We start from the raw sequence: 26179 nt of genomic DNA, 5'->3' as shown, positions 1-26179 counted from the left end.
GTGGCTTTCGATTACTTAAAGCATATGACCGGCGGAGTGGACAAGCGCGCTCTGTTCGACGAGTTAATGATGACCTACGGCAGAGACGTATCGAACTACGCCTACTTCATCACCAAGCGCAAAGACTTGGCGGAAGATATCTCTCAAGACGTATTCGTGAAAGCTTACGAGCATCTGGATTCTTTTCGCGGCCGCTCCAGCGTGAAATCCTGGCTCTTATCCATTACCCGCAATACCGCGCTCGACTACCTCAAGACCGCCTGGATGCGCAGGGTGCAGCTCTTCCCTTCCTGGTTCCGGCAGGACTCGCAGCGCTCGGCAGAGAGCGAATGGTTCGGCAGCGAAGAGAAAAACCGCATCTGGAGCCTGGTGCTGGAGCTGCCTCGCAAGCAGCGCGAAGTGCTTATTCTGTTCGCTCATTACCACTTGTCTATGAAAGAAATTGCCGAGCTGCTGAATATTTCCGAAGGCACGGTCAAATCCCGGCTTCATCGGGCAAGGTTATCGATCGGCTCGAGCTTGTCGGAGAACGCCGAAGAGAGGAGCGAGCGCTTATGAGCCGAAAGCTGAGCGATTGGGAAAAGGAGCTCTCCGAAGCCCCCCTTGGGATCGTAAGCTTTAACGAACGCACGATGCGAAAAATTAAGGAGCGTGTTAGTGTGCCTGCCACTCGTAAATCCAGATTTCAGCCGGTCTTCGCCGGGGCCATGGTCGTTCTGCTGCTCGCCTCCGGATGGTTGATGCGAGATTCGTTGTCGGGCTTGTTGGCCGGCAAGGAGAGCGGGGAGACGGCTCGAATCGACGCTTGGGATCAGGAGGATGTCGTTCTCAAAGTCCAATATTTCGACCGGGCGAGCTTCATGAACGAATTCGGTCTTCCATTCGTCGTGCGGCATCCGAATGCGCAAATTGAAGTTCCGCCCTACCCGGAATCGACGGAGCCGGAGGCCTATAAACAGTGGCTTCTGCAGTACGAGCCCGATCTGCTGCAAATTCCGCTGTTTCTGATCGATGCTCTCTCGGAGGAAGGTCTTATTCAACCGCTGGACGCCTGGGCCAAGAGGGACGGCTTTGAACTGGCCGATTTTCACGCGCCGATTATCCGTACGATCCGGGAAGCCGGGAATGGCGAGCTGTACGGCTTGACGCCCCATTTTGAAACCTATGCTTTGTACTATAACAAAAGCCTGTTCGAGCGCTTCGGCGTTGCGCCTCCTGAAGACCGGATGACGTGGAGCGAGACTCTGGAACTGGCCGCCCGTTTCAACGGACAGGGACAGTCCGGGCAGCCGATCTACGGGCTGACGACCGCTTGGGGCATGTCGCCCTTCGATCTGATCCAAAATGTCGGGGAAGCGGACGGACTTCGTCTGACGGACGCGGATCTGAACCCGACGATCGACTCCGCTTCGTGGCGAAGCGTCTGGGACAAGGTGACTCGCGGTTATCGGGATGGATGGATATTCGACGGAGTATGGCCGTCCTCCGAGCCTAACGGCCACATCTCGACGACCGAGCTGTACAAAGCAGACCCGTTCCTGACCGGACATGCGGCGATGACGTTCAGATCGAGCTTCTACCGGCAGGATGTCTTCTCTGCCGCCGATCAGATCGGATTCCAGGACGAGTGGGGAATCGTCACTCAGCCGGTCTCGTCGGATCGTTCCGACATTGCCTCGGAGTTGTCGATTGCGACGGTGTACGCGATCAACGCAAAGTCTCCGAACAAGGACGCCGCTTGGTCGATGCTCCGATTTATGAACGGGCCGGAGCACGCGCAGAGCGAGCGGAGTCGGAAAGGGAGTTCATTGTCTTCGAGGCTCCCCGCTTCGCAAGAGGATTCGGCAACCGGAGAGGGCGTCTTCTATAAGCTGAATGTCGACAGCGCCTCCGTGCTGCGGTACGAGGAGTCGATGTACAGGCCGCCCAACCCGTCTTTCATCCAATCGGTGAGAGCTGCGGGCGACGAAGCGGCGCGCGGGGCGATCAAAGGGAACTATTCGTCGGAGCAGGCGGTGAGCCAATTGCAGCAGCGTACGGAAGAGCTTGCCATTGCGGCGCGGGCGGAGATGGCAGCGCGAAAGGAGAACTAACGTGACTAAAATACGAAAACGAATGCGGCAAACGCTGCTATGGGCGGTTGCGGCCGCCGTACCGGCAGCCCTGCTGTCCGGCTGCCAGCCCGAGGCCAAACCGGAAGCGCCGAAAGAGCTCGTGCTGGGCGTGATCGATGAAGGAACTTACGATTATCAGTTTCGGGCGATATTCGAAGGACGTTTTCCCGGTTGGAAAATTACGCTTGCGCCGATGAGCGACGTCAAGCTGTATGAATTAAAGGGGGAAGAGGCACTACGAGCGTTTAATGATTACTTGGAGCGAACTAAACCCGATCTGGTCATTATGAACAGCTTGATGTACTCGCCTATGGTCGACCTGGGGGCTTTACGGGATTTGGGCGAATGGGTGTCGCGGGACAAGATGGACCTGAACGTATTTTCTCCCGGCATGATCGAACGGATGAAGGACAACGAAGAGGGCAAGCTGTTCGGGCTGTCGCCAAGCATTCGAACCTCCATCCTGTATTACAATAAAACGATGTTTAACACCTATGGCATCGAGAAACCCCAGGAACGGATGACTTGGAGCGAGGTGCTGAGTCTGTCCGACCGTTTTACGCAGGATGCGTCGCTGGAGGAAGGAAGCTATGGCTTCTACGAGCCTTACGTCAGATCTCCTTTCGATTTGGTTCAAGTGGTCGCGCAGACGGAAGGGCTGAATTTTGTCGATACCCGCAACGGTAAAATGACCATGCAGAGCGAGGAATGGAAGCGGATGTGGCGCGTGGTCGCCGATTCCTACCGCCGCGGTTCGCTCGGGCTGAACGGCCGGAAGCAGGAAGTCGTCGACGGCGTGACGTATGTGAGTCAGGAAGAACAGGAAGCTTCCGACTTGTTCTACAAAGGCAAGGTCGCCATGACCTACGGGCAAGTCGATCTGATGCAGAAGCTGAAGGCGAAGCCGCCGTCCTTCGAATGGGGCGTGCTTCCGGGGCCGGTCAGCGAAAGAGATCCTGAACGCACCTGGTGGTTCACCGCCGACTACATTTTTGTGATTCCGACCGTCGCAAGCCGGCCGGAGTCGGCCTGGAATGCGATCCGCGAGCTCCACTCCGAGCCGGTCGGCAAAGTTTACGCTTCGGCAGGCACAGAACTGTCTTCCTTCAAGGATTATCCGAAGTGGAAAAACGATCCTGATTACGAGCCTTTTTACCAGCAAAAAGGCTGGCCGAGTCCGCCGAACTATGTAACGAGCGTCATTCCGACGGAGTTTTACGCACCGTTTAACAAACTGGTCGCCGAGCAGATGGACGCCACGATTGCAAACGAAATTACGACAGAGCAAGCGCTTGAGACGCTGCAACAGGAAGGGCAAAAATTGCTTGACCAGTTCGTTCCCTGATCCTGCGCGAGTGCCGATTCTCGAGCTGCAGCCCGACCGGATCGGCTTAGAGCGAACTAACCACCGATTCTCGAGCTGCAGCCCGACCGGATCGGCTTAGAGCGACCCACCCACCGATTCTTACGCTGCAGCCCGACCGGGTCGGGTTAGAGCGCACCAACCACCGATTCTTGAACTGCAGCCCGACCGGATCGGGTTAGAGCGACCCACCCATCGATTCTTACGCTGCAGCCCGACCGGGTCGGCTTAGAGCAAACCACCCACCGATTCTTACGCTGCAGCCCGACCAGGTCGGGTTAGAGCGACCCACCCACCGATTCTTACGCTGCAGCCCGACCGGATCGGCTTAGAGCGACCCACCCACCGATTCTTACGCTGCAGCCCGACCAGGTCGGCTTGGAGCGAACCCACCACCGATTCTTACGCTGCAGCCCGGCCAGGTCGGCTTAGAGCGTGCCAACCACCGATTCTCGCGCTGCAGCCCGACCGTATCGGGTTAGAGCGACCCACCCACCGATTCTTACGCTGCAGCCCGACCAGGTCGGGCTACAGCAGTTGCTTGGAGCGGTGCCGGGATAAGTTCTCAGCGCTGTTTTGTCTACCCATGCTGTGGTATAATGTACTACAACAGTGAGCTTAGGTGGTGGACGAAATGATGAAGGAAATTTTCGTATCACTTGATGAAAACGACTTGGAACGGTTAAAGGGATGGTTTCACTCGACTTCAGAGAATGAAGCGGTGCGCTCCGCTATTGCTTATCTTTTAAATAATAAAGTATATCGCGACTTACTTGAGCTTGAAGGGAAGATACAGTGGGAAGGCAACTTGGATGAGATGCGAGAGGAACGGCTATGATCCTGGTTGATACCAGTGTTTTGGATCGACTTTTTCGGAGGGGCTGAATCCAAAGAAAAAGATAAACTGAGAAAGCTTATTATCGAGCAAAAGCCAATAGCGCTTACTGATATTATTTTGACAGAAATTCTTCAGGGGATTGGTGAAGATAGGCAGTATGATCGGGTAAAGCAGACATTAACAGCGTTGAATATACTGCATACAACACCGTTAAAAACGTATATCCATGCAGCCGACATCTATCGCACTTGTCGAGGCAAAGGATTCACAGTCAGAAAGACGAATGATTGTATCATTGCCGCTGTTGCTATTGAGTTTTCATGTGAATTGTTGCATAAGGATAAGGACTTCACTTCGATTGCTCAATGCATTGATCTAAGGATTTGTGATGTGTGATTCCTACTAATGCCGGCTTCGTTACGATTAGCGACACCACAAAGCCTTCGGGCTTTTTTATTTGCTTGACCAGTAAAACAGAAGGAACCGGGTTAAAATAGGAGCATTCCATACTTTCGTAACGGAGGGGAGCGGCGTGTCGATTGTGGCATGGATGGTCGGAAGCGCGGGAGCGTTTACGGGAAGCGCGGCTGCGCTGTACGGGCTGACGGTGAAGGCGCAGCGGCCGCGGCTTATTCGGAACGAGACCTGCCCACCGGTGCCTTACGAGGAAACGGAATGGCAAAGCGGAGGAGCGACGGTGAAAGGCTGGTTCATGCCCCAGGCTATGCTGTCCGGGCCGAGCCCGGTCATCGTCGTCGCGCACGGCTGGAGCTCTAACCGTTCGCGCGTATTGAGGTATGCGCTTCCGCTGCACGAGCAGGGTTACGCTATTCTGATGTACGACGCTCGGAGCCATGGGGACAGCGATTACTACAAAACGCCGACGGGCTTGCAATTCCGCGACGATCTGCTCTCGGCCATCGACTGGCTGCTTCGGCGATCGGACGTCGATCCGGCCCGCATCGGCGTGGTCGGCCACTCCCTCGGCGCGTTCGGAGCGGTGCTCGCGCTGGACGCAGGAGCCCCGATCGCCGCGCTCGTTACCGATTCGATGCCCGTAAGGCTGTCCACGATGATCGGAGCCGAGCTGCGCCGCCGCAAGCTGCCGCAGTTTCCGCTCGCACAGCTCATTCCGAGTTTCATGCTGTGGCGAAGCCGCATTCCGCGCAAGACGGTCCATAGGGCTGATCCCGTCCGCATTCTGAACGACAACGCCAGCAGCCGCCGCACGCCCGTATTGCTCGTTCATTCGCGCAAGGACGGATTCATTCCTCCGGGCGAACTCCATCTCATCTTATCCCGCACGCCCGACCATCCTCACTTGTTCGTGGACGCGGAAGGACACAGCGCCTCGGACCGCGATCCGGCTTTCTGGCCGGCGGTGACCGCTTTTTTCCGGGATGCCCTGCTTAATTCCGATTCCTCGCGTAATTGTTAGTTACACAAGATTTGACCATGTATTCGAAGAAAGTCAAATCCAGGCAAATAATCGAGCATAAAAAAAGTAGGCTAGCGGCAACGGGCCGCTAGCCTCAAGGTATATATTATTGAAAAGGGGGGTCATGTTTGTATTGTAACCCCTCAACATGAAGATCAGATGAAAGCTATATTACGGTTCGGTTACAAATGGTCAGGCTCTGTTACGCATGATGGATGCGCGGCATCGGCATCGGCTCTTTGCCAAGCTCGGCCCAGATATATTTCAGCAGAAGCTCTCCCTTTAATTCCGCGTGCTCCGGATCGTCCCACAGGTTGCGGAGCTCCCCGGGGTCTTCCGCCAGATCGAACAATTCTCCATAGGTTTGATTGTAATATACCGTGATTTTGTACCGTTGATCCACGTAGGTTTTCTGGTGGATCGTCGTAGGCTCATGGCGGAATTCGCAGATGGCGTGCTCCCGCGCCTTGTCCTTGGCTCCGAGCCACACGTCCTTCTGATCGACGCCCGTCATGGCCGGCGGAATCGGCAGGCCGCTGAAGGAGAGGAACGTAGGCGCCAAGTCGACGAGCGATTGAATCGCGTTCGAGGTCGCCCCGGCCGGCACATGCCCCGGATATCGGACGATGAATGGCAGCTTGATCAGATCCTCGTAATGGAAACCTCCCTTGGCTTGCAGGCCGTGCTGGCCGAAGAAGTGGCCGTGGTCCGTCGTGAACACGACAAGGGTATTGTCCGCCAATCCCAGTTCGTCCAGCTTATCGAGAATACGCCCGATATATTTGTCCATCAAGCTGATCATCCCGTAGTATACGGCGACCAGCTTCTTCCTGTCGGCATCGGTCAATCGGAACTTCGTGCCGTATTCGTAGTAATGGTGCGAGCGGTAGCCGTGAATGCCGAACCCGGTCTCCGCCAAGTGGGAGAAGTCGGGATTCTCTTCCTGGGTCAGGCCGAAATGCGGCGGATTCCGGTCATGCTCTCCCGGCGCGGCGGACGGAATCGTCAGCTTGTCGGGATCGTACATCGTGTCCCAAGGCTCGGGCGCCAAATATTCCGGATGCGGATCGAAAAAGCTCGACCACAGAAAGAAGGGGGCATCGTCCTTCTTGTAGTTTTCCAGCAGGGCATTCGTTCGATCCGCAATCCAGGCGTTGTAGTGGTATTTTTCCGGAATGGGCCACTTGTACGTAACCGCCGGGTCCATCGTTCCGGTCGGAGGGAGAAAGTAATCGCGCCAGTTGGCGCATCCCTGCTCTTCCATCCATAGCGCGTAATGCTGCCCGACATGCGCTTCGTTCGTGTGGTTGCGGGCCAGCTCGACATGATCGAAGCCGTAAAACGGTCCGTTGAAGCGCCTCCAGTAGTCCAGATCCTGCAAGACCGGGTAAGCTTCGAGAGAAGGATATTGCTCTGTCGATTTCAACGGTTGAAAATGGGCTTTGCCCACGAGCGCGGTCCGGTATCCGGCCTGCTTGAAATCTTCGCCTACCGTATGGCGATCCTCCAGCAGCTTCGTGCCGAGCGTCCAGGCTCCATGCTGGCTCGGATACATCCCCGTAACGATGGAGGATCTGCTGGGCGTACAGGTCGGATTCGGGCAATAAGCCCGAGAAAATACGGTGCCCTCGCGGGCAAGGCGGTCGAGGTTCGGCGTAGAGATCTCCGGATTGGCAGCGCCAAGGGTGTTCCAATGCTGTTGGTCGCTTGTAATTAGCAAAATGTTAGGTGCGTTAGACAATTGAAATCGCCTCCAGCTATGATATTATGGGTTAAAAGACATTTCGTAAATGGCATGATGTTAGATTGGGTTTGTCATTTTGTCGCTTTCATGCGGGAAATGCTTAAGCGGAGGAGAGCCCGGATGATGCAGGAATACGATTACGAATACGCGGAATTTTTCTACTATACGCCCTCGGATCTGGATCGGGAGGGGCGATTATGGCCGGTACGGGCAGGACGCAGCCGAGCTAAGCCGAATTACAAAGTCGGGCCGAAACGAATCGAATGCTATAGCCTTCATTTTATACACGACGGAATGCTGCAGCTTGAACACGACGGCCAGCAGATCGAGTTGCGGAAAGACGATTTGTTCTGCCTTTTCCCCGACCGTACGTATCATTACCGCATGCTCCCGTCGGACACGCCGCTTCGCATGAGCTGGCTCGCGCTGGACGGGGACAGGGCGAAGCCGCTGCTGGAGCTCGCGGGACTGATCCCGGAGAAGCCGTATGGCCGGAAGCGGGCGACCCCTCGCGTCAAGGAAACAGCCGAACTGGCGATTCGGACGTTGGCGGAGGTTGAGCGGTGGAGTCCGTCCGCGGCGTTGAAGCTGCAGAGCCTCGTCTGCGGACTGTTGGCCGAGCTGATTCAGGATACGGCGTCCATTTCTTCGCCGGAACCCGCCGGCTGGATCGACGAATGCCTGGAATACATGGAACTGCACGCCACGGAGGGAATCTCGGTTCAGCAGGTTGCCGCCTTCGCGGGCGTCCACCGCTCCTATTTCACCCAGGTGTTCACCGGCCAGATCGGCATGTCCCCTATGAAATATCTTCAGAGAATCCGCATGGAGAAGGCGAAACGTCTGCTGCGGGAGACGAACGCGACGATTACGGAAATCGCTCTTTCTCTGGGCTATCCCAGTCTGTATACCTTCACCAGAGCGTTCAAAATGTACTACCGAATGTCGCCTCAAGCCGTTCGCGCGACGGAAGGCTGAGCGTCTCCTCACTATTGCAAGCGCATACACGAACAAGGGGGCATGGACATGATTCTATCCCGGCTTCGAAGATGGTTTTCTCCCCGACTGAATATCCAGGGTAAAATGTTTATCGCATTCGGACTCGTAACCTTGCTGTCGATCGTCTCCGTCACTTCCATCATCTATGTCAACATGCGCGATACGATCAAGAAAAATGCGGTGACCTCGGTGTCGGACAGCATCCGTCAGGCGGACGAATCCTTGAACATTATGCTCCAGGAGATCGACCGGCTGAATACCGTAGCGGTCACCAGCAAGACGAGCGTGCTCGATACGCTGCTGAGTCCGCATGACCAGGTCAGCTACGAAGGGTTTCAGGAGCAGAAGCGGACCGAAGAATTTCTGTCGGGGCTCATGGCCTACAAACCGTACATTACGCGGATGGCGATCGTCGGCTTGAACGGGAAGGTGATCTTCTCCGGCGCGCCGTGGCTGGACCGCAGATTTCTGGATACCGAGATGATGGCCTACATCCTCAGCAACGGATCCCGCCATGCGTATTTCAAGCCTCCGGGCGATACGGATGCCATTACCGTAGGGAGGGAGATTCGCTATGATCGCAAGACGATCGGCGTCGTCATGGTCGACCTGAACTACGACTTCATCAAGAAAACGTTCGGCGTGAGACCGACAAAAGACAGCCTCCTCTACGTGCTGGATGCCCAGAGCGAGTTCGTCTACCAGACGGAATCCGCCCCGTCCGCTTCCGCCCCTTCCATAGACACGATTAACGCCATGAATCGGCAGTATGCCGGCCTCACCCATTCGGCAGAGCATGAGCTGGACGGCAAATCCTACATCGTCGTCCGCCATCAATCCGACTATACGGGATGGACGACGCTGGCTCTCGTTCCGATGGACTCGCTGCTGAGCGAATCGACCCGAGTCCGCAACTTGATGATCGAGGTATCGGTCATCGTCTTCCTCGTCGTCCTGATGGGTTCCCTGCAGATGTCGTTCCGGACGACCGTCAACATCAGACGCTTGAAGTCGATGATGATGCAGGTGAAGGAAGGGAACTTGTCCTTTCCGCGGACGGAGATCAAGTCGAGGGATGAAATCGGCGAATTATACCGCGTGTTCGTCAGCATGGTGGAGGAGTTGAAGCGCCTGATGGAAGGGATACGGGTCAGCGAGAAAAAGAAGCGGGAGGCGGAGCTGACGGCGCTTCAGGCGCAGATTCGGCCGCATTTCCTCTACAATTCGCTGAATACGATCAAATATTTGGCCAAGCTGAACGGGGTGCCAAATATCGAGGAGGTGTCCGGTTCGCTGATCGAGCTCATGCGGGCCGTGCTCGGCAATTCGAACGAGTTTTTGACGGTGCGCGAGGAGTTGGAGTACGTCTCCAGCTATGTTTCGGTCGTGAAGTACAAGTATATGGAACCGGTTCGAATGACGACGCAGATCGAGGATCGGGCTTTGCTGGAGTGCCGGGTGCCGAAGCTGATGCTGCAGCCGCTGGTGGAGAATGCGATCCTTCACGGCATAGGGCGGTCGGATCGAGAAGGGAATGTGGTCATTCGCGTATACGGGGAGCATAACGACCTCGTCATCGAAGTTGAGGATAACGGCGGAGGGATGACGCAGGAGCAGATGGACGGCATGCTGAAGCCGGGGGACGGCGAAGCTTCGTCGCGGTTCAGCGGGATGGGCGTTCGCAACGTGCATGAACGAATCGTCCGTTTGTACGGGGAGCCGTACGGAATCCGTTTGTTCAGCGAATCGGGCAAGTATACGAAAGCGCGAATCCGCTTCCCCAAGCTGTACGCGGAAGAAGTCGAAACGATCGGAAAAGAGGCGATGTAGACGATGCTGCAAGTGCTGCTGGTAGACGACGAACCGTTGGCGCACCATCATCTGCGAAATCTGCTCGATTGGGAGAAGCACGGCTTTAAGCTGTGCGGCGAAGCTTATACCGCCGGCATGGCGCTGGAGATGATCGAACGCGCCCCGCCTCACATCGCCGTCATTGACGTGGACATGCCGGGAATGAACGGCGTCGAGCTGAACCGGACGATTCGCGACCGCTATCCGTCCGTCAGGACGCTCATGCTCAGCAGCTACGACGATTACGACTATGTGCGCGAATGTCTGAACAGCGGCGCTGCCGATTATCTTCTGAAGCATCGGCTGGACGATGCCGCTCTGATCTCCTTGCTGAATAAGGCGGCGAAGGAATTGCGGCAAGAGAGCGGCGCCGATGAGCTTCCTTCCGCGCGCCGGAGTCTCGATTCGGCCGCTCTTCGCGATCTCGCGGCCGATCTGGCGAGAGGCACGCCGGAATCCGCCAAGGAGCTGGAGGCTTTGGCGGATAGGCATGGTCTGTATCCCGGCGCGATAAGCTACGTGGCCGCGGTCGTGCAGATTATTCCGTTCCTGCTGCTGACGGAATCGTACAGCGACGTTCAGACGAACCGGATGGTTCAACAGGCCGTCGATATTCTTCAGCAGAGCTTGGGCGACATTCGCGATCGCACGGCCGCTTACGTCGAAGACGGACGATTTATCGTCGTATTCGCCTTCCAGGAACGCAGCGAGCATGCTGTAGCGAGCGAGGCGGACAGACAGATGAGCAAGCTTCGGCATTCTCTGGAGCTGTTCCTGAATTTGAAATGCATCTGCGCGATCGGGCATGCCTGCGGCAGCTTGTCGCAGCTCGGCGCAAGCTACGCTTCCGCCGAACGGAGGCTGGATCGAACGGGCCAGGGCTTGCCCGAAGAGCGCGCTTCGTTATCGATCGAGGAGCAGAAGCTGCTGCTGCTGGCTGTCGAGAGGCAGGACCATGAAGCGATTGGGCGGCTGATCGCCGCCATTTTTGCGTCGCTGCGCAGCTATCCGTTTCATTCCCATGCCGTGCAGACGATCGTCGGCGAGCTGCTCAGGGTGAGCGATAAAGCGTTCAAGGAAGGGCTGGCGTCAGCCCGAATCGGGCCAGGGGAGCTGCCTTCGCGCACCGATCTCGGCCGGATCGCCGAGATCGGCCAACTGGAGCGGTGGATGCAGGACTACTACTCCGCGCTGCTGAATCTGCTCAAGCGGCAGCGCGCGGGCGGCTCGTATTCCCGCCACGTCTCCCAAGCGATCCGTTTCGTTCGCGAGCGGTACCAGGAGAGCGTCACTCTGGAGATGGCGGCCAAGCATATCGGCTTGAACCCTTCGTATTTAAGCCGGATTTTCAAGGAGGAGACGCATTCGACCTTTTCCGAATATTTGAACCGGGTGCGCATCGACGCCGGCCGCAAGCTGCTGGAAAGCGGGCAGTATTCGATCAAGCAGATCAGCGATCAAGTCGGATTCGGGACGTACAACTACTTCTTCAAGGTGTTCAAGGAAACGACCGGAATGACGCCGCAAGCGTATATCAACAGTTTGGGACGCCAGTAAAACCGTAAAATATGTGGAGTAAATAGTCATATTATTATAATTTTGCTCTGTCTCCGGTGACTTATAATGAACGCACATTGACGGAAACGCTTACACGAACCGTCGGTGAAACCTACGATAAGTGGAGGTCACTGCTTTATGCGCAAACATTGGAAGAGCTCCGCGGTCAGCATCGCGATCGCGACGAGTCTGGTTATGGCCGGATGCAGTTCCGGCTCCGATTCGAAGAACAAAGGAAACGATGCCTCCAGCCCCCCTTCGGCTTCGCCATCGGGCGTCAGCGCCAGCGGATTTCCGATCGTCCCGGAGACGATCAAGCTCAAGATGTTCACCCGCATCGCCCCCGTTAACGGACCGTTCAAGGACATGCCCGTCTTCCAGGACTACGAGAAGCTGAGCAACATTCAAGTGGAATTCATCGAAGCGCCGACGGACGGCTTCGCGGAGAAGAAAAACCTGCTGTTCGCTTCCAACGAGCTTCCCGACGCCATCTACCGCTCCGGCTTGTCGCCGCTTGAAGCGATCCGGTACGGCGCCGCGGGCCAGCTCATTCCGCTCGAGGATTTGATCGACCAATACGCTCCCAATCTGAAGACGTTAATGGAGCAATATCCGGAGATTCGGGCGGGCATTACGACGCCGGAAGGCCACATCTACGCTATTCCCGGCATTGTAACGCTGGCAGCCGCGCGCACGGACAAGAAGTGGATCAACAAAGCCTGGCTGGAGAAGCTCGGCCTGACAACGCCGGAGACGACGGAGGAGCTGTACGAGGCGCTGATCGCCTTCCGCGACCAGGATCCGAACGGCAACGGGCTGAAGGACGAAATACCGATGACCGCCCGGGCGGGCCTGGTCGTGGTCAACATGATGAGCGGCTCGTTCGGCCTGGATCAGCAGCTCGGCTATAACATCAATATCGACAACGACCAGGTGCAAATCTGGATGGGCGACGAGCGGAACAAGGAAATGCTGATGTACCTGAACAGGCTGTACAAGGAGAAGCTGCTCGATCCCGAGCTGTTCTCGCACAAAGAGGCGGATTTCCTGGCCAAGCAAGGTTCGGGGAAGGCCGGATTTTTCTTCGATCAGACGAACAACAACTTCCTGCCGATTCAAGATCAGTACGAAGGGATCGCCCCGCCGGCCGGCCCCCATGGCGACCGCTTGCAAGCCCAGACGGCGCCGATCGCACGGGATTTCGGAGCCTTCGCGATCACCGACGTCAACAAGCATCCGGAAGCGACGATGCGCTGGATCGATTATTTCTACAGCGACGAAGGCTCCACGCTGCTGAGATTCGGCAGGGAAGGCGAGCATTACGTGCTGAAGGACGGAATTCCTTACTATACGGAAGAGTACGCCAAGGCGGAAAACCAGCCGAAAATTACGCCTTATGCGGGCGGCGGAGCGCCTCACATCATCAGCGATCGGGTTGCCTCGTACATTAATCCGCCGCAAGTGCAGGAAGCGCAGAAGCAGCTCGATCCGTACATGCCGAAGGTGAAATACGGGGCGCCGATGTTCGACGAGGAGACCGCGCAGCGCGTCAACATACTGCGCAACGACATCGACAAGTATTACGAGGAGCAGAGCACCAAGTTCATTGCCGGAGCGCTCAGCTTCGATAAATGGGACGAATTCCGCAGCACCCTGAACAAGATGGGAATCGAGGAATTGCAGCGGATTTACCAGGAGGCGTACGACAAGACGAAGTCCTAAGCTTGGATAAGGAGCAGATTTTCATGGAGAGCGCGCAAGTCGACGCTGCGGTTGCGCCGCTTCGGCGCCCGAGCGGACGAGGCGGCCGCCTGCTTAGACAGATGGCCAAGCGGTACGACCTGTACCTCATGCTGTTGTTGCCGATGGCCTGGTATTTGATCTTTCATTACGGTCCTCTGTACGGGCTGCAGATCGCATTCAAAAACTTCAATCCCGGCAAAGGCATTCTGGGCAGCCCTTGGATCGGATTCGATCATTTCCAACGGTTTTTCGACTCCTATTATTTCGGAAGGCTGCTGTGGAACACGCTGACGATCAATCTTTTCTCCCTGCTGATCGCCTTTCCGATTCCGATCTTCCTGGCGCTTATCGTCACGGAAATCCGCGGCAAAACGTTCAGCAAATGGCTGCAAAACATTACGTACGTGCCTCACTTCATTTCGGTGGTCGTTATCGTCGGGATTTTGACGGTGTTTCTCTCTCCTTCGACCGGCCCGGTCAATAAACTGATCGAGGCGTTCGGAGGCTCTCCGGTCCGCTTCATGGAGTCGGCGGGCTGGTTCAAATCGATCTATATCGGCTCGAACATCTGGCAGAGCATGGGATGGCAATCGATCATCTACATTGCCGCGCTGAGCGGGGTCAACCCGGATCTGTACGAGGCGGCGAAAATGGACGGGGCCTCGCGGCTGAGGCGCATCTGGCACGTCTCCCTGCCGGGCATCGTTCCCGTCATTGTCATTTTGCTGATTCTGGACGTCGGCCATTTCATGAACATCGGGTTCGAGAAAATACTGCTCATGCAGAACAACCTGAATCTGGAGTCCAGCGACGTCATCTCGACGTTTGTGTATACCACGGGCATTTTGAAGGGCGAATACAGCTACACGTCCGCGATCGGCTTGTTCAATTCGCTCATCAATTTGACGCTGCTGCTGCTGGTGAATCGGTTTGCGCGCAAAACGTCGGAGACGAGCTTATGGTAAAGGAGGAGATGCCGCTATGGCCAAGCAAGCGACCCTGAGCCGTTCGTCGGAAGACAAAGTATTCGACGCGGTCTTGTACGCGATCGCCGCGTTAATCATCGTCATTGTGCTGTATCCGCTGATCTTTATCGTAAGCGCCTCTCTCAGCGATCCGACGAAGGTGCTGGGCGGAGAAGTATGGCTGCTGCCAAAGGGATTTACCGTCGAAGCTTACGCGAACATCATGCAGAACGATAAAATCTGGATCGGTTACCGCAACACCATTTTCTACACGACGGTCGGTACGCTGATCAACCTGATCATGACGATTTTGGCGGCTTACCCGCTGTCCCGGCCCGATCTTCCCGGCAGAGGCCCATTGATGCTGGTCATCACGCTCACGATGTTTTTCAGCGGCGGGCTGATTCCGACCTATATGCTGGTCAAAAGTCTGGGCATGGTCGACACGATGTGGGCGCTGATCGTTCCGGGAGCGATTGCGACCTATAATCTCATCGTAATGAGGACGTATTTTCAATCCAGCATTCCCTGGGAGCTGCAGGAGGCCGCCCATATGGACGGCTGCACGAACTGGAGGCTGCTGGTGAACATTATTTTGCCGCTGTCCAAACCCATCCTGGCGGTCATGGTGCTGTTCTACGCGGTTGGCCACTGGAACGCCTTCTTCGGAGCGCTGATCTACATCCGCAACGAGGCGCTGTATCCGCTCCAACTCGTGCTGAGGGATATTTTGCTGATCAGTCAATCGGACGTGGCGGACAGCGGCATCGGCCTGGAGGATAAAATCCTGCTCGCCGAGAGCATCAAATACGCCGTGATCATCGTGTCCAGCCTGCCTGTATTGGTCATGTATCCTTTCGTTCAGCGGCATTTCGTCAAAGGAGTCATGATCGGCTCGATTAAAGGATAATAAGTCCGGACATTGTACGATCGATATCGATTTGGAGGCTTAAAATGACTACGAACGCAACCATTACCGTCGATTGCAGCCGCCCGAGCGAGCATACGGTCAACCCCTATCTGTTCGGGCATTTCGTCGAGGATATCCGGGACCATATGGAAGCGATGCTCGCTTTCCCGCTGAAGGATATGGATTTCGAAAGCGAATCGGAGATGAGAATCGAGATTTCGGGAAGCTGGAAGCCCTATACGAACGGGAGAAATACGCAGTACGCGCTTGAAGCGCCGGCCCCAAGGCATTCCGGCCGCACCCAGCGCATTCGGATCATGAGCGATGACGAGGCCTATGCCGGCATTACTCAGAACGCGGCCTTGAAGGGGCCGATCGATTATACGGTCAAGCTGGTCGCACGGGCCTCTGTCGAGCTTAAATTCCTGTACGTCGAAGCGGCAGACCGTCGCACGGGGGAACTGCTCGGCAGAACGCGCATCGAGCTGACGAGCCACAACTGGCGGCAATACGAGGCGGTGCTTTCCGTCTCCCGCGCTTGCGCCGAAGCCGAGATCCGGGTATATGTTCCGGCCGATCTCCCGCGCTGGCGCGATCATGTGTCCACCGGCATGCTCTGGCTCGATCACGTCTCGCTGCTGCCCGCGGACAGCGCCGGCTTCGTGAAGCGCGAAGTGATCGAGATGACGCGCCCTCTGAACGCCGGCATGATGAGAATCTCCGGCAATTATATCAGCGCGTACCATTGGGAGCACGGCGTCGGCCCCGTTCTCGAACGGCCGGTCATGTACAACGAAGCCTGGGGCGGCTGGACGAGCAAGTATTTCGGCACGGACGAGTTCATCGCCTTCTGCCGGGAGCTGGGGGTAGAGCCGCTCATCAGCGTGAACGACGGCTCCGGCACGCCGGAAGAAGCCGCGTCATGGATCGAATATTGCAACGGAAGCGCCGATACGCCGATGGGGGCGCGGCGGGCGGCGAACGGCCATCCCGAACCGTACAATGTCCGGTATTGGGAGATCGGCAACGAAGTATGGGGCCAGTGGCAGGTCGGAGCGTGCACCGCGGAGCAGTTTGCGGAACGCTGCGCAAGCTTCGCGCGGGCAATGAAAGCGGCCGATCCGTCGATCGTCCTGCTGGCCTGCGGCCATTACGATCAGGAATGGAACAAGGCGGTGCTTGACATCGCGGGCGAGCATTTCGAGTATTTGACTCTGCACCTGTATCATGGCCTCGGACGGTTCGGCATGGACCGGGACACTCCGGCGGAGGAGCGCTATAAGGCGATGGCGGCGTACTCGGAGTGGACGCGGGAAGACATCCGACGGACAACGGAGAACATTCGCAGGGACGCGAAGACAAGCCATGTGAAGCTGGCGATCACCGAGTATAATACGATGTACTATCCGAACACGATCCGCAAAGGGCTGCCGGACGAGCATACGCTCGGAGCCGCGGTCGCCAACGCCGCGAACCTGAACGAGATGCTTCGCGGCAGCGGCATGGTTGAGATCGGCAGCTTCTCCGACCTGGTGAACGGCTGGCTCGGAGGCTGCATCCGCGTGGGCGATTATTACGCCGACCAATACCGGGGCAAGCTGCCGGGCTGGAGCGGACATCCGCTCACCGTATTCGGAACGCCAACCTATGAGGTGCTGAAGCTGTACGCGGGCCGGAACGTCCGGCGGATGCTTCCGGTCGATACCGTCTGCGGCACCTTCGCGGTTCGTTCGCAGAAGCCGGCGCCGTTTGCGCTCGAAGGGCTGCCGGATCTGGACGTCGCAGCCTGCGTGAACGACGAGGGGAACGCCGTTACCGTGTTTATCGTAAACCGCGGCCTTGAGGAGACGAGGGTCGAGCTGAACCTGCGGGATTTCGAGATTTCCGGGGACGCGGTTCTCTATGAGATTACGGGAGATTCCTTCGAAGAGATCAATTCGGTCTTCGCACCGGAACGAATCGTCTGCAAGACGCGCGCAGTTCCGGCGGAGGCTTGGCGCGAAGGCTGCGTGCTGCGTCCGTTTTCGATCTATGCGCTGGAAGTTCGGGGAGCGGCGGGAGGCAGGGCATGACAACGAAAGCCTACATCAAAGATTATCCCAGACCTCAATTCGTGCGGGACAATTGGCTCAATTTGAACGGGGAATGGAGCTTCCGCTTCGATGATCGCGACGCCGGAGAGGCGGAGCGGTGGCCGGAGAAGTTCGAAGGCACGCATACGATCAACGTTCCCTACTCCTATGAAACGAAGGCGAGCGGGATCGGATTGGAAGAGTTCCATCCCCGGGTCTGGTACGACAGAACGGTGCATATCCCGCAAGACGCGGCTGGGCAGAGGGTGATTTTGCATTTTCAGGCCGTCGATTATGTCGCCAAAGTATGGGTGAACGGCGCGATGGCGGGCTCGCATCAGGGCGGCTATGCTGCGTTCTCCTTCGACATTACTCCTTATGTGACGTTCGGGGCGGACAACCGGATCACGGTGAAGGCGGAGGACGGCGACAGCTGCACCCAGCCGCGCGGCAAGCAGCGCTGGCTCCCGGACAATTTCGAATGCTTCTATGTGCAGACGACGGGGATCTGGCAGACGGTATGGCTCGAATACGTCGGCAAGCGGCGACTGGATTCCGTCAAAATGACGCCGGATGTCGATTGCAATACGATTCGGTTCGACTACGAGTTGTGCGGAGCGGAAGCGGGCGGGGACTTGAGGCTGGAGACGATCGTGACGCTAAAAGGAAAGCCGGTAAAGCGGGTGAGTGCGGAGGCGGACCGCTCCTCCTTCACGGTCGAAGTCGACTTGACGCACGAGGCGAACGGACCATGGAAGAAATGCCTCTGGTCGCCGCATCATCCGAACTTGTATGACGTGGAGTTCGTCCTGTATGCCGATGATCGGGTCGTAGACCGGGTATTCTCTTATTTCGGCATGAGGAAGGTGTCGATCGAGAAGGGCCAGGTGCTGCTGAACAATGTTCCGATCTATCAAAGGCTGATTTTGGATCAAGGGTACTGGACGGACAGCCACTTGACCCCTCCGGGCGAAGAAGCGTTGATCGAGGACATCGACCTGATGCTGAAGATGGGCTACAACGGGGTACGCAAGCATATGAAAATCGAAGACGCCCGTTTCCTGTATTGGTGCGACGTGAAAGGGCTGCTGGTCTGGTCCGAAATGGCGGCGACGTTCGAGTTCCGCGACCGGGCGATTGAGGCGTTCTCGAAGGAATGGATCGAGATCGTCCAGCAGCAGTACAACCATCCCAGCATCGTCACATGGGTGCCGTTCAACGAATCGTGGGGCGTCCCCAACATCCTGCGAGACAAGCGGCAGCAAAAGTTTACCGAAGGCATCTACCATCTGACCAAATCGATTGACCCGTACCGTCCGGTCATCGCGAACGACGGCTGGGAGCATACCGTGTCGGACATCGTAACCTTGCACAACTACGTCGAAACCGGCGAAGGCTTCGAGCGCCAGTACAGAAGCAAAGAAGCGATCGTCAGCAACGAGGCCGGATGCAATCAATGGAAATTCGCGTTCGCCGAAGGCTACGAATACCGCGGACAACCGATCATGATTACCGAATTCGGCGGGATCGCCTACCAATCCGACAAGGGATGGGGCTACGGCCGCCAGGTGGCTTCGGACGAAGAGTTCCTGAAGCGGTTCGAAGGGTTGACGCAGGCGATCAAGAGCATGGAGTACATCTGCGGCTACTGCTACACGCAGCTCACCGACGTCCAGCAGGAAATCAACGGTCTTCTGACGGAAGACCGCAAGCCGAAGATTCCGCTCGAGAAAATCAGGGACATCAATTTGGGCTGAGCTGGCACATAGGTAAAGCACAGGGCTGGGCAGAAAAGAAGCCGTTGTTCACTCGGATAAGGATGATCGTCTTGAGCGCATTCGTACACGTTCCGCGTCTTGATCAAGCAATATCGCATTTCTCCTCACTTGGTACAAATAAAACTGCGCGGCGAACGAACGAGCGGCGAATAAATAGTCCCGACAGGACTGGGAATAGGAACGCCTTTGTATCTCAAATTTGGCTTACCTGAGTGAATGGCAGATAGGGAGGCTGGAGAGAGCGAGGAGAGATTGGCGGTTCACGGTAATATTGAGAAATACTTCGATGGATACCTTTATGTTTGCAATAAGAGGCAAGCAGCCAGGGGAGAAACGGAGCGTATGGCATCTGCAGATGACTCAGGGGGGAGAAAGAGATAGAGGCAAGCAGGAGATAGTTGTTCGCAGGGTTGGGCATATCTGGTCAGTCGGATAGAGAGAGGAGGAAGCAGGCGGGAGCGCGGCGCGATGCAGTCGGTAGAGTCCTCCTCCGATCGCCTGAAATCCCGTTGCCGCTTCCGATCCCGCGGGAGTATACTAGGGCGTGTAAAGGAGTTTGCCAGTATACAAGGAATGCCGGAAGCGGCTTGCGAGGAGAGGACAGAGATGAGAGGCATTACGAACCCGATTGTGCCGGGCTGGTACGCGGATCCCGAAGCGAGAACCTACGAGGGCAAGTATTGGATCTACGTCACCCGGTCGATCACCGAGTACACGAAGCAGATGAATCTGGACGCGTTCAGCTCCGAGGATCTGATCCACTGGGAGAAGCACGAGGGCATTATCGAGATGGCCGACTTTCCGTGGATCTGGAGAGCGGTATGGGCTCCCACGCATATTGAGCACAACGGAAAATACTATCTGGTCTTCGCCTCCAACGACATCCAATCGAACGACGAAATCGGCGGATTGGAGATCGCGGTCGCGGATCGGCCGGAAGGCCCGTACCGGGGATACCTGGGCCGGCCTCTCGTGGACAAGTTCATCCATCATGCCCAGCCGATCGACGCGCACTTGTTCAAGGACGACGACGGAACGATCTATTTGTATTACGGCGGCTGGAGACACTGCAACGTGGCCAAGATGAACGACGACATGACCGGGTTCGTACCGCTGGAGAGCGGCGAGACGATCTTGCCGATCACGCCGGAAGGCTACGTGGAAGGCCCTTGCATGCTGAAGAAAGACGGTCTCTACTATTTGATGTGGTCGCTGGGAGACTGGACGAACGGCACGTACCGGGTCGCTTACGGGGTGAGCGACAACCCGCTCGGCCCGTTTCCGAACCAGGGAACGATTCTGGAGCGGCAGGAGCCGCTCGCGGAGGGGCCGGGGCATCACGGCTACTTGCACTTGCCGGACACCGACGAATGGCTGATCGTGTACCATCGCAGACTTATCGGCGATCCCGAACCGGGCAACCGGATGCTGTGCATCGACCGCATGCAGGTCGGAGACGGCAAGATCGAGCCGATCGTCATGACGGAACGGTGGTAAAGGGCGCGTAGCCGGATCTGAATCTGAACCGTACCCGAATTCGACCCGAACATTTTGCATGTCCCGACCCGATAAAAAAGCATTCCCTCTTCCGACTATTGCTGATAAAGTGGAAGTGAACGCGCCGCAAGCGCTGTCAAGCCGCACATCAGCGCCCCCTTCGGGCTACGCCGGGAGGGGGTTCTTCTTTATACGGAAGGGGAGCCCTATGTTCTACTCGCTCAGAACCCGCTTATCCGCCACCTTTATCCTCGTATTCCTCGTTCCTTTCATTACGATGGTCGCCGTTTTCACGCAAGTGTCCAATACCGTCATCGGCACGTCCATCGAGGAGTCGACCTCCCAGACGATGGACCAGTACGCCTCGTTCGTCAATACGCTGACGACGCAGGTCGAGGACGTCGCCAACCAGGTGCTCAGCAACGAAGTGACGCAGATGTGGATTACCGCCCAGCTCGACAAGAGCCTCCCTCAGGAGAAGCGGATTACGGCCGACGCCGAGCTCCGCAAGTTCCTCTCCTCCATCGCTTTGAACCATTCCTCGATTTCTTCGATTACTCTTTTTAACGAGAACGGAACGGCCGTCGGCATTCGCGACAAAGCTTTTAACGACGATCCGTCCTTCCTGGACGGAGACTGGTATACGACCTTCAAACGGGACGGCGTCCGCTGGGTTCCCGCCCATCTCGATCCGTACCAGCCCAACTATCTGGAGAAGGTCAGCATGAACAGCCTCCTCTACAACCTCGTGCAGCTCAGCTCGTTCCGCAATATCGGGGCGCTTAAGCTGAACGTGGAGACGTCCAAAATCCAGACGCCGCTGGACAAAATCAAATTCGGCGAGACGGGCCGCGTCTACCTCGTCGATATGGACGGGCGACCGGTGCTGGAGCAGCGCATCGACGAAGGGATGTCGGGCTTCCTGCAGGAGATGGCGGCGATCGCCAAGGATAAGCATTCCGGGGGGAAGCTGACGGTCAAGCAGAACGGGGAATCCCATCTGGTGCTGTATCGCAAAATCAAAAGCGCCAATTGGGCGCTCGTCGGAGAGGTCAAGGAGTCGGAGCTGTTCGAGAAAATGAAGCGGGTTCAGCAGACGATGCTGGTTGTCGGGGCGGCGCTGCTGCTGTTGACGATCGTCGCCGCGTTCTGGCTGTCGTCGGGCATCGCCCGGCCGCTTACCCGGTTGGCGAGTTCGATGCGGCTCGTGGAACGGGGCGACTTCGGCAAGGTGGAGGACGAGGCGCTTGCGCGAATGCCGATTCCGCGCAACGAGGTCGGCTACGTCGTGAAGGTGTTCCGCAACATGGTTCAGCGGCTGAGGTTCCTGATCGAGACGGAGTTCCAGGCCGATATGCGGCGCAAGGACGCGGAGTACAAGGCGTTGCTCATGCAGATCAACCCCCACTTCCTCTATAACACGCTGGAAGCGATCGGCAGCTTGTCCGCGCAGAAGCGGAGCGAGGAGGTCATCGACGTGACGGAATGGCTGGGGCAAATGCTGCGCTATTCCTTGCGGGCGGACAGCGACGTCGTGAAGCTGAAGGACGAGATGCAGTACATCCGGGATTACGTGTCGATTATGAAGGTGCGCTTCGGAGAACGCATCCGCGTCGAGATCGGGCATTCTCCGGAGCTGGGGAATGCGCCGATCGTCAAGTTTATTTTGCAGCCGCTCGTCGAGAACGCGATCAAGTTCAGTCAGGAAAACCCCGACGGCGCTTTCGTCAAAATCGAGACGAGAAGAGACGGGGACGCGATCGAGATCGAGGTGTCCGACAACGGGACGGGCATGCCCGAGGAACTGATCGAGGAGCTGCGCGAGGAGATGGCCCGCGGGCGGATGACCGACGTACTGAGCGCGGGCGGAAGGCGAATCGGACTGCGCAACGTGCTGGCGAGATGTTGTTTGCATTACGGCGAAGGCTTCTCCGCGCGCATCGAATCGTCGTCCCGATCGGGGACGAGGATCGTGCTGAGACTGCCGGTTAAGGGGGAATAAACGATGTATCGCGTATTGCTGGTCGACGACGAGCTGGAAATTCGCACTGGACTGAAGCTGAAGATCGATTGGCCGGCGCTCGGTTATGCCGTAGCGGGAGAAGCGCAGGACGGGCGCGAGGCGCTGGCGCTGCTGCAAGCGGAACGTTACGACTTGATTCTGACCGACATTCGCATGCCGGTCATGAGCGGTCTGGAGCTGCTGAAGCAGTGCGCGGAAAACTATCCGCGGACGAAGGTGATCGTGCTGTCGGGGTACGACGATTTTCATTTCGTCAAGGCGGCGCTTCAGTGCGGAGCCAAGGACTACCTGTTGAAGCCGGTCGTGCGGAGCGAGTTGGCCGCGCTTCTCGGCAAGCTGCGCGAGGAGCTGGAGATCGAGCGGGCAGCTTGCGCCTCCGAGGATTCGGCCCGGCTTGCGTTGTCGGAGAGCCGCTCGGTGCTGCGGGAACAGCTGCTGCTGGAGTGGATCGGGAGCGACGACGAGAGCCGCGTCCCCGCGCTGAAGAACGAGGCGAAGCGGCTTGCGTTGGACGGTTGGCTGCACGACGGAGCCGTCCTGCAGATCGTCGGCGCGGAGTATCGTCTGCCCGAGGGACGGCTTGGGGAGCAGGCCGAAGGAAGCGGCCTATTCCGCCTCGCTTTCCGCATGCTCTGCCGGGAGACGCTGGAGGCGTTCGACTGGTCCGATTCGGCGTTCGCATTCTGTCATCGCGGCTACTCGCAGATGGTGCACGTCGTTGTCTCCTCTCCGAACGAGGAGGAAGCCGGTCGCCGCGCGGAAGCGCTGGGCAAGCGGCTGCAGGCCAACGTGAACCGATACCTGCAAGTCGAAGCGGTCATCGGGGTAGGCGAGCCGTTCCGGGGAACGATCGGGCTGCGCCAAGGGTTTCTGTCCGCGCTTCTGGCCTGGAGCGGGAGCCGTCCCGGAGCCGTCTCCCAGATCGTCACTGTCGGCGAAGGGCGCGAAGATCCCGGAGACTGGCTTCCCGAAACGGAGAAGAGGCTTGTCGCCGCGCTGGACAACGCCGATGCCGAAGCGTTTGCGGGCACGGTCGAGGCGGTGATCGAGGCGGGCGGACGTCCGATGCGGGACGTCGTATTCTTCGTTCTGCGCGTCGTGCTGCTTGTAGACCAGGTCGCCCGCCGCCACCGTCTCGTTATTCCCGAGGCTCAGGAATGGCTGCTGCCGGATGCGGCTTGGCGGCACGGCCCGGGCGCAGATGCGATCCCTTACTTGAACGGGATCGCCGCACGGGTCATTGAAGGCGTTCGAGCTTCGCGAACGACAGGCGGCGCGTCGGCGGTCGAAGCGGTGCGCGACTACATCGATCGCTCGTACATGAACGAGATCGGCCTGACGCAGCTGGCCGACCGGTTTCATCTGAACCCGACCTACTTGTCGGAGCTGTTCAAGAAAACGACCGGCTCGACGTTCAGCGATTACGTGACGCAGGTGCGCCTCGGCAAGGCGGCCGAGCTGCTCGGCGATCCGCATATGCGTCTGGCGGACATCGCGGAGCTGGTCGGGTTCGCCAACGCGAGTTACTTGAGCAGCGTATTCAAGAAGCATTACGGCGTCAGCCCGAACGAATACCGCCAGCATATCGCCTCCCCCGCGGACCGATGATTTTATACGCGAACATCCGAAGCGGACGAATTCCGCCGCAGCCCCGCCGGATGCTAGCCTGTAGATGCAGCACAATTAACCGAAGGGTGAGGGTCCAATGAGAAAGAGTACGCTCCTGCTTCTATCCGTCATGCTGGCATTCGGGCTGGCCGCTTGTTCCTCGAATTCGAATTCGGGTTCCTCGGGTTCTCCGAGCGCTCCCGCGGGTTCGGGTGCGGCATCGAACGCTCCGGAAGGCGAGACGGTCACGCTCACGTTCTGGCGGCACGACTATGCTCCGGAAGCGGCCGCGTTCGACAAGCTGATCGCTTCGTTCGAGGAGGCGCATCCGAACATCAAAATCGATTTTCAGATGATTCCGAACGACCAGTACGAGACGAAGATCCGCACGGCTCTGGCCGGCGGCAATCCGCCGGACATTATGGCGCTGGACGCGCCGACGCTGGCCTCCTACGCCAATTCGGGCGCGATTATCCCGCTTGAGGATTATTTCGTCAAGGATGGCGATAAGGACGACCTGCTGAAGCCGGTCATCGAAGGGCTGACCTTCGACGGCAAGATGTACGCGGCGCCGAACAACGAAGGCACGATCGTCATGTTCTACAACAAGAAGATGTTCGAGGAGAAGGGCATTGCGCTCCCTTCCAAAAACGTCGACGAGGCGTGGACGTGGGATCAAGTGCTGGACGCCGCCCGCAAGCTGAACGACCCGGCGAAGGGCGTCTACGGCTGGAACCCGACGCCTTGGGGCTTCGCGGGCCATGAGGGCGCTCCGTATTCCGAGATGGCGTTCCTCTGGCAGGCCGGGGCGGAAATCCTGAGTCCCGACGGTTCGACGTCGAAGGGCTATCTGGATTCTCCCGAGGCGAAGAAAGCGATGACGTTCTGGAAGTCGCTGTTCAACGAGGAGAAGGTGTCGCCGAAGGAGCTGCCGCAGGACGCGTTCTGGACCGGCAAGGTCGCGATTCACGTCGACGGCCCGTTCGCCTTCTCCTATCAGGAGCAGAACTTTCCGGACTTCAAGCTGGGCGAGGACTACGACGTCGCTCCACTGTGGAAGGACCAGCGCATGATCGGCACGACGGGAAGCTGGGGCATGGCGATCACATCCAAGTCCGAGCACCCGGACGAGGCGTGGGCGTTCGTGAACTGGGTGACGGGAGTCGAAGGAGCCAAGGTATGGTACCAGGAGACGAAAAACCTTCCGGCGCGCCAATCGACGTTCGACGCGTTCGCCGAGCTGAAGGAGTATCCGATGAACATCTACGCCGAGCAGCTGTCCAAGTACGGCCATCCGCGCCCGGTCACTCCGGCTTACCCGGCGATCAGCGAGGCGATCCGCCTGCTGTTCGAGGACGTCGGCCTCGGCAATGGAGGCGTCGACGAGGCGCTGGCCAAGGCGGTCAAGAAGATCGAGGACGGCTTGGCGATGCATAAGCAATAGTCCCGGCGGAACCTGTGGCGAGAGTGTCGGGGCCAAAAAAGTGCCTCGGAGCGCTCCGGCGGAACCTGTGGCGAGAGTGCCGAGGCCAAAAAAGTGCCTCGGAGAGCTCCGGAGGAACCTGTGGCGAGAGTGTCGAGGCCAAAAAAGTGCCTCGGAGAGCTCCGGCGGAACCTGTGGCGAGAGTGCCGAGGCCAAAAAAGTGCCTCGAAGCGGTCCGGCGCAACTCCAATTTTAT

General features: G+C 57.7%; 19 protein-coding genes. 18 read left to right on the top strand and 1 reads right to left on the bottom strand.

Annotated elements, in window-relative coordinates:
• The 6 genes from B0G52_RS03455 (at position 1) to B0G52_RS03430 (ending at position 5753) form a co-directional block, all read left to right on the top strand.
• Positions 1 to 558 (top strand): RNA polymerase sigma factor, encoded by a 558-nt coding sequence (locus B0G52_RS03455; protein WP_233162327.1) that lies wholly within the window; start codon positions 1 to 3, stop codon positions 556 to 558.
• A gap of 101 nt (positions 559 to 659) precedes the next feature.
• Positions 660 to 2093, top strand: a complete 1434-nt coding sequence (locus B0G52_RS03450; RefSeq protein WP_158223564.1) for an ABC transporter substrate-binding protein — start codon at positions 660 to 662, stop codon at positions 2091 to 2093.
• A gap of 1 nt (position 2094) precedes the next feature.
• Positions 2095 to 3459 carry an ABC transporter substrate-binding protein gene (locus B0G52_RS03445; protein WP_143762509.1) on the top strand — a complete coding sequence of 455 codons (1365 nt, stop codon included), beginning with the start codon at positions 2095 to 2097 and terminating at the stop codon, positions 3457 to 3459.
• 652 nt (positions 3460 to 4111) lie between these two features.
• Positions 4112 to 4315, top strand: a complete 204-nt coding sequence (locus B0G52_RS03440; protein WP_094042126.1) for a hypothetical protein — start codon at positions 4112 to 4114, stop codon at positions 4313 to 4315.
• A gap of 15 nt (positions 4316 to 4330) precedes the next feature.
• Complete coding sequence (gene vapC, locus B0G52_RS03435; protein WP_158223563.1) at positions 4331 to 4711, top strand: type II toxin-antitoxin system VapC family toxin; 381 nt, start codon at positions 4331 to 4333, stop codon at positions 4709 to 4711.
• A 136-nt stretch (positions 4712 to 4847) separates the two neighbouring features.
• The gene (locus tag B0G52_RS03430) at positions 4848 to 5753 is read left to right on the top strand and encodes an alpha/beta hydrolase (RefSeq protein ID WP_094042124.1); all 906 of its coding nucleotides are present in this window, start codon (positions 4848 to 4850) and stop codon (positions 5751 to 5753) included.
• Between the two features lie 202 nt (positions 5754 to 5955).
• Here B0G52_RS03430 and B0G52_RS03425 read toward each other — a convergent pair whose 3' ends face one another.
• Positions 5956 to 7494: a sulfatase family protein gene (locus B0G52_RS03425; RefSeq protein WP_094042123.1), complete on the bottom strand. Its 1539-nt coding sequence runs from the start codon at positions 7492 to 7494 to the stop codon at positions 5956 to 5958.
• A gap of 123 nt (positions 7495 to 7617) precedes the next feature.
• Between B0G52_RS03425 and B0G52_RS03420 the strand changes: the two genes are divergently transcribed.
• The 12 genes from B0G52_RS03420 (at position 7618) to B0G52_RS03365 (ending at position 25944) form a co-directional block, all read left to right on the top strand.
• Positions 7618 to 8475 carry a helix-turn-helix transcriptional regulator gene (locus tag B0G52_RS03420; protein ID WP_369827004.1) on the top strand — a complete coding sequence of 286 codons (858 nt, stop codon included), beginning with the start codon at positions 7618 to 7620 and terminating at the stop codon, positions 8473 to 8475.
• A 48-nt stretch (positions 8476 to 8523) separates the two neighbouring features.
• Positions 8524 to 10326 carry a sensor histidine kinase gene (locus B0G52_RS03415; RefSeq protein ID WP_094042122.1) on the top strand — a complete coding sequence of 601 codons (1803 nt, stop codon included), beginning with the start codon at positions 8524 to 8526 and terminating at the stop codon, positions 10324 to 10326.
• A 3-nt stretch (positions 10327 to 10329) separates the two neighbouring features.
• Positions 10330 to 11904 (top strand): response regulator, encoded by a 1575-nt coding sequence (locus B0G52_RS03410; RefSeq protein ID WP_094042121.1) that lies wholly within the window; start codon positions 10330 to 10332, stop codon positions 11902 to 11904.
• 138 nt (positions 11905 to 12042) lie between these two features.
• Entirely contained in the window at positions 12043 to 13626 is a 1584-nt protein-coding gene (locus B0G52_RS03405) for an extracellular solute-binding protein (protein WP_094042120.1), read from the top strand.
• Positions 13627 to 13649: 23 nt separating this feature from the next.
• Positions 13650 to 14612 (top strand): ABC transporter permease, encoded by a 963-nt coding sequence (locus B0G52_RS03400; RefSeq protein WP_094042397.1) that lies wholly within the window; start codon positions 13650 to 13652, stop codon positions 14610 to 14612.
• Between the two features lie 16 nt (positions 14613 to 14628).
• The gene (locus B0G52_RS03395) at positions 14629 to 15522 is read left to right on the top strand and encodes a carbohydrate ABC transporter permease (protein WP_094042119.1); all 894 of its coding nucleotides are present in this window, start codon (positions 14629 to 14631) and stop codon (positions 15520 to 15522) included.
• 44 nt (positions 15523 to 15566) lie between these two features.
• Positions 15567 to 17594 (top strand): alpha-L-arabinofuranosidase C-terminal domain-containing protein, encoded by a 2028-nt coding sequence (locus B0G52_RS03390; protein ID WP_094042118.1) that lies wholly within the window; start codon positions 15567 to 15569, stop codon positions 17592 to 17594.
• Positions 17591 to 19351, top strand: a complete 1761-nt coding sequence (locus tag B0G52_RS03385) for a glycoside hydrolase family 2 protein (protein ID WP_094042117.1) — start codon at positions 17591 to 17593, stop codon at positions 19349 to 19351. Before B0G52_RS03390 ends, B0G52_RS03385 begins: the two co-directional genes overlap by 4 nt.
• A gap of 627 nt (positions 19352 to 19978) precedes the next feature.
• A complete protein-coding gene (locus tag B0G52_RS03380) occupies positions 19979 to 20869 on the top strand; it encodes a glycoside hydrolase family 43 protein (protein WP_094042116.1) in 891 nt (296 codons plus the stop codon).
• A gap of 208 nt (positions 20870 to 21077) precedes the next feature.
• Entirely contained in the window at positions 21078 to 22871 is a 1794-nt protein-coding gene (locus tag B0G52_RS03375; RefSeq protein WP_158223562.1) for a sensor histidine kinase, read from the top strand.
• Positions 22872 to 22874: 3 nt separating this feature from the next.
• A complete protein-coding gene (locus B0G52_RS03370; protein WP_094042114.1) occupies positions 22875 to 24500 on the top strand; it encodes a response regulator transcription factor in 1626 nt (541 codons plus the stop codon).
• 97 nt (positions 24501 to 24597) lie between these two features.
• Positions 24598 to 25944 (top strand): ABC transporter substrate-binding protein, encoded by a 1347-nt coding sequence (locus tag B0G52_RS03365; protein ID WP_094042113.1) that lies wholly within the window; start codon positions 24598 to 24600, stop codon positions 25942 to 25944.
• Positions 25945 to 26179: the final 235 nt, after the last annotated feature.

The organism is Cohnella sp. SGD-V74, assembly GCF_003001675.1.
GTDB lineage: Bacteria > Bacillota > Bacilli > Paenibacillales > Paenibacillaceae > Cohnella.
The sequence above is the reverse complement of the archived record's forward strand: the minus strand, read 5'-3'. Positions and strand labels throughout refer to the sequence as shown.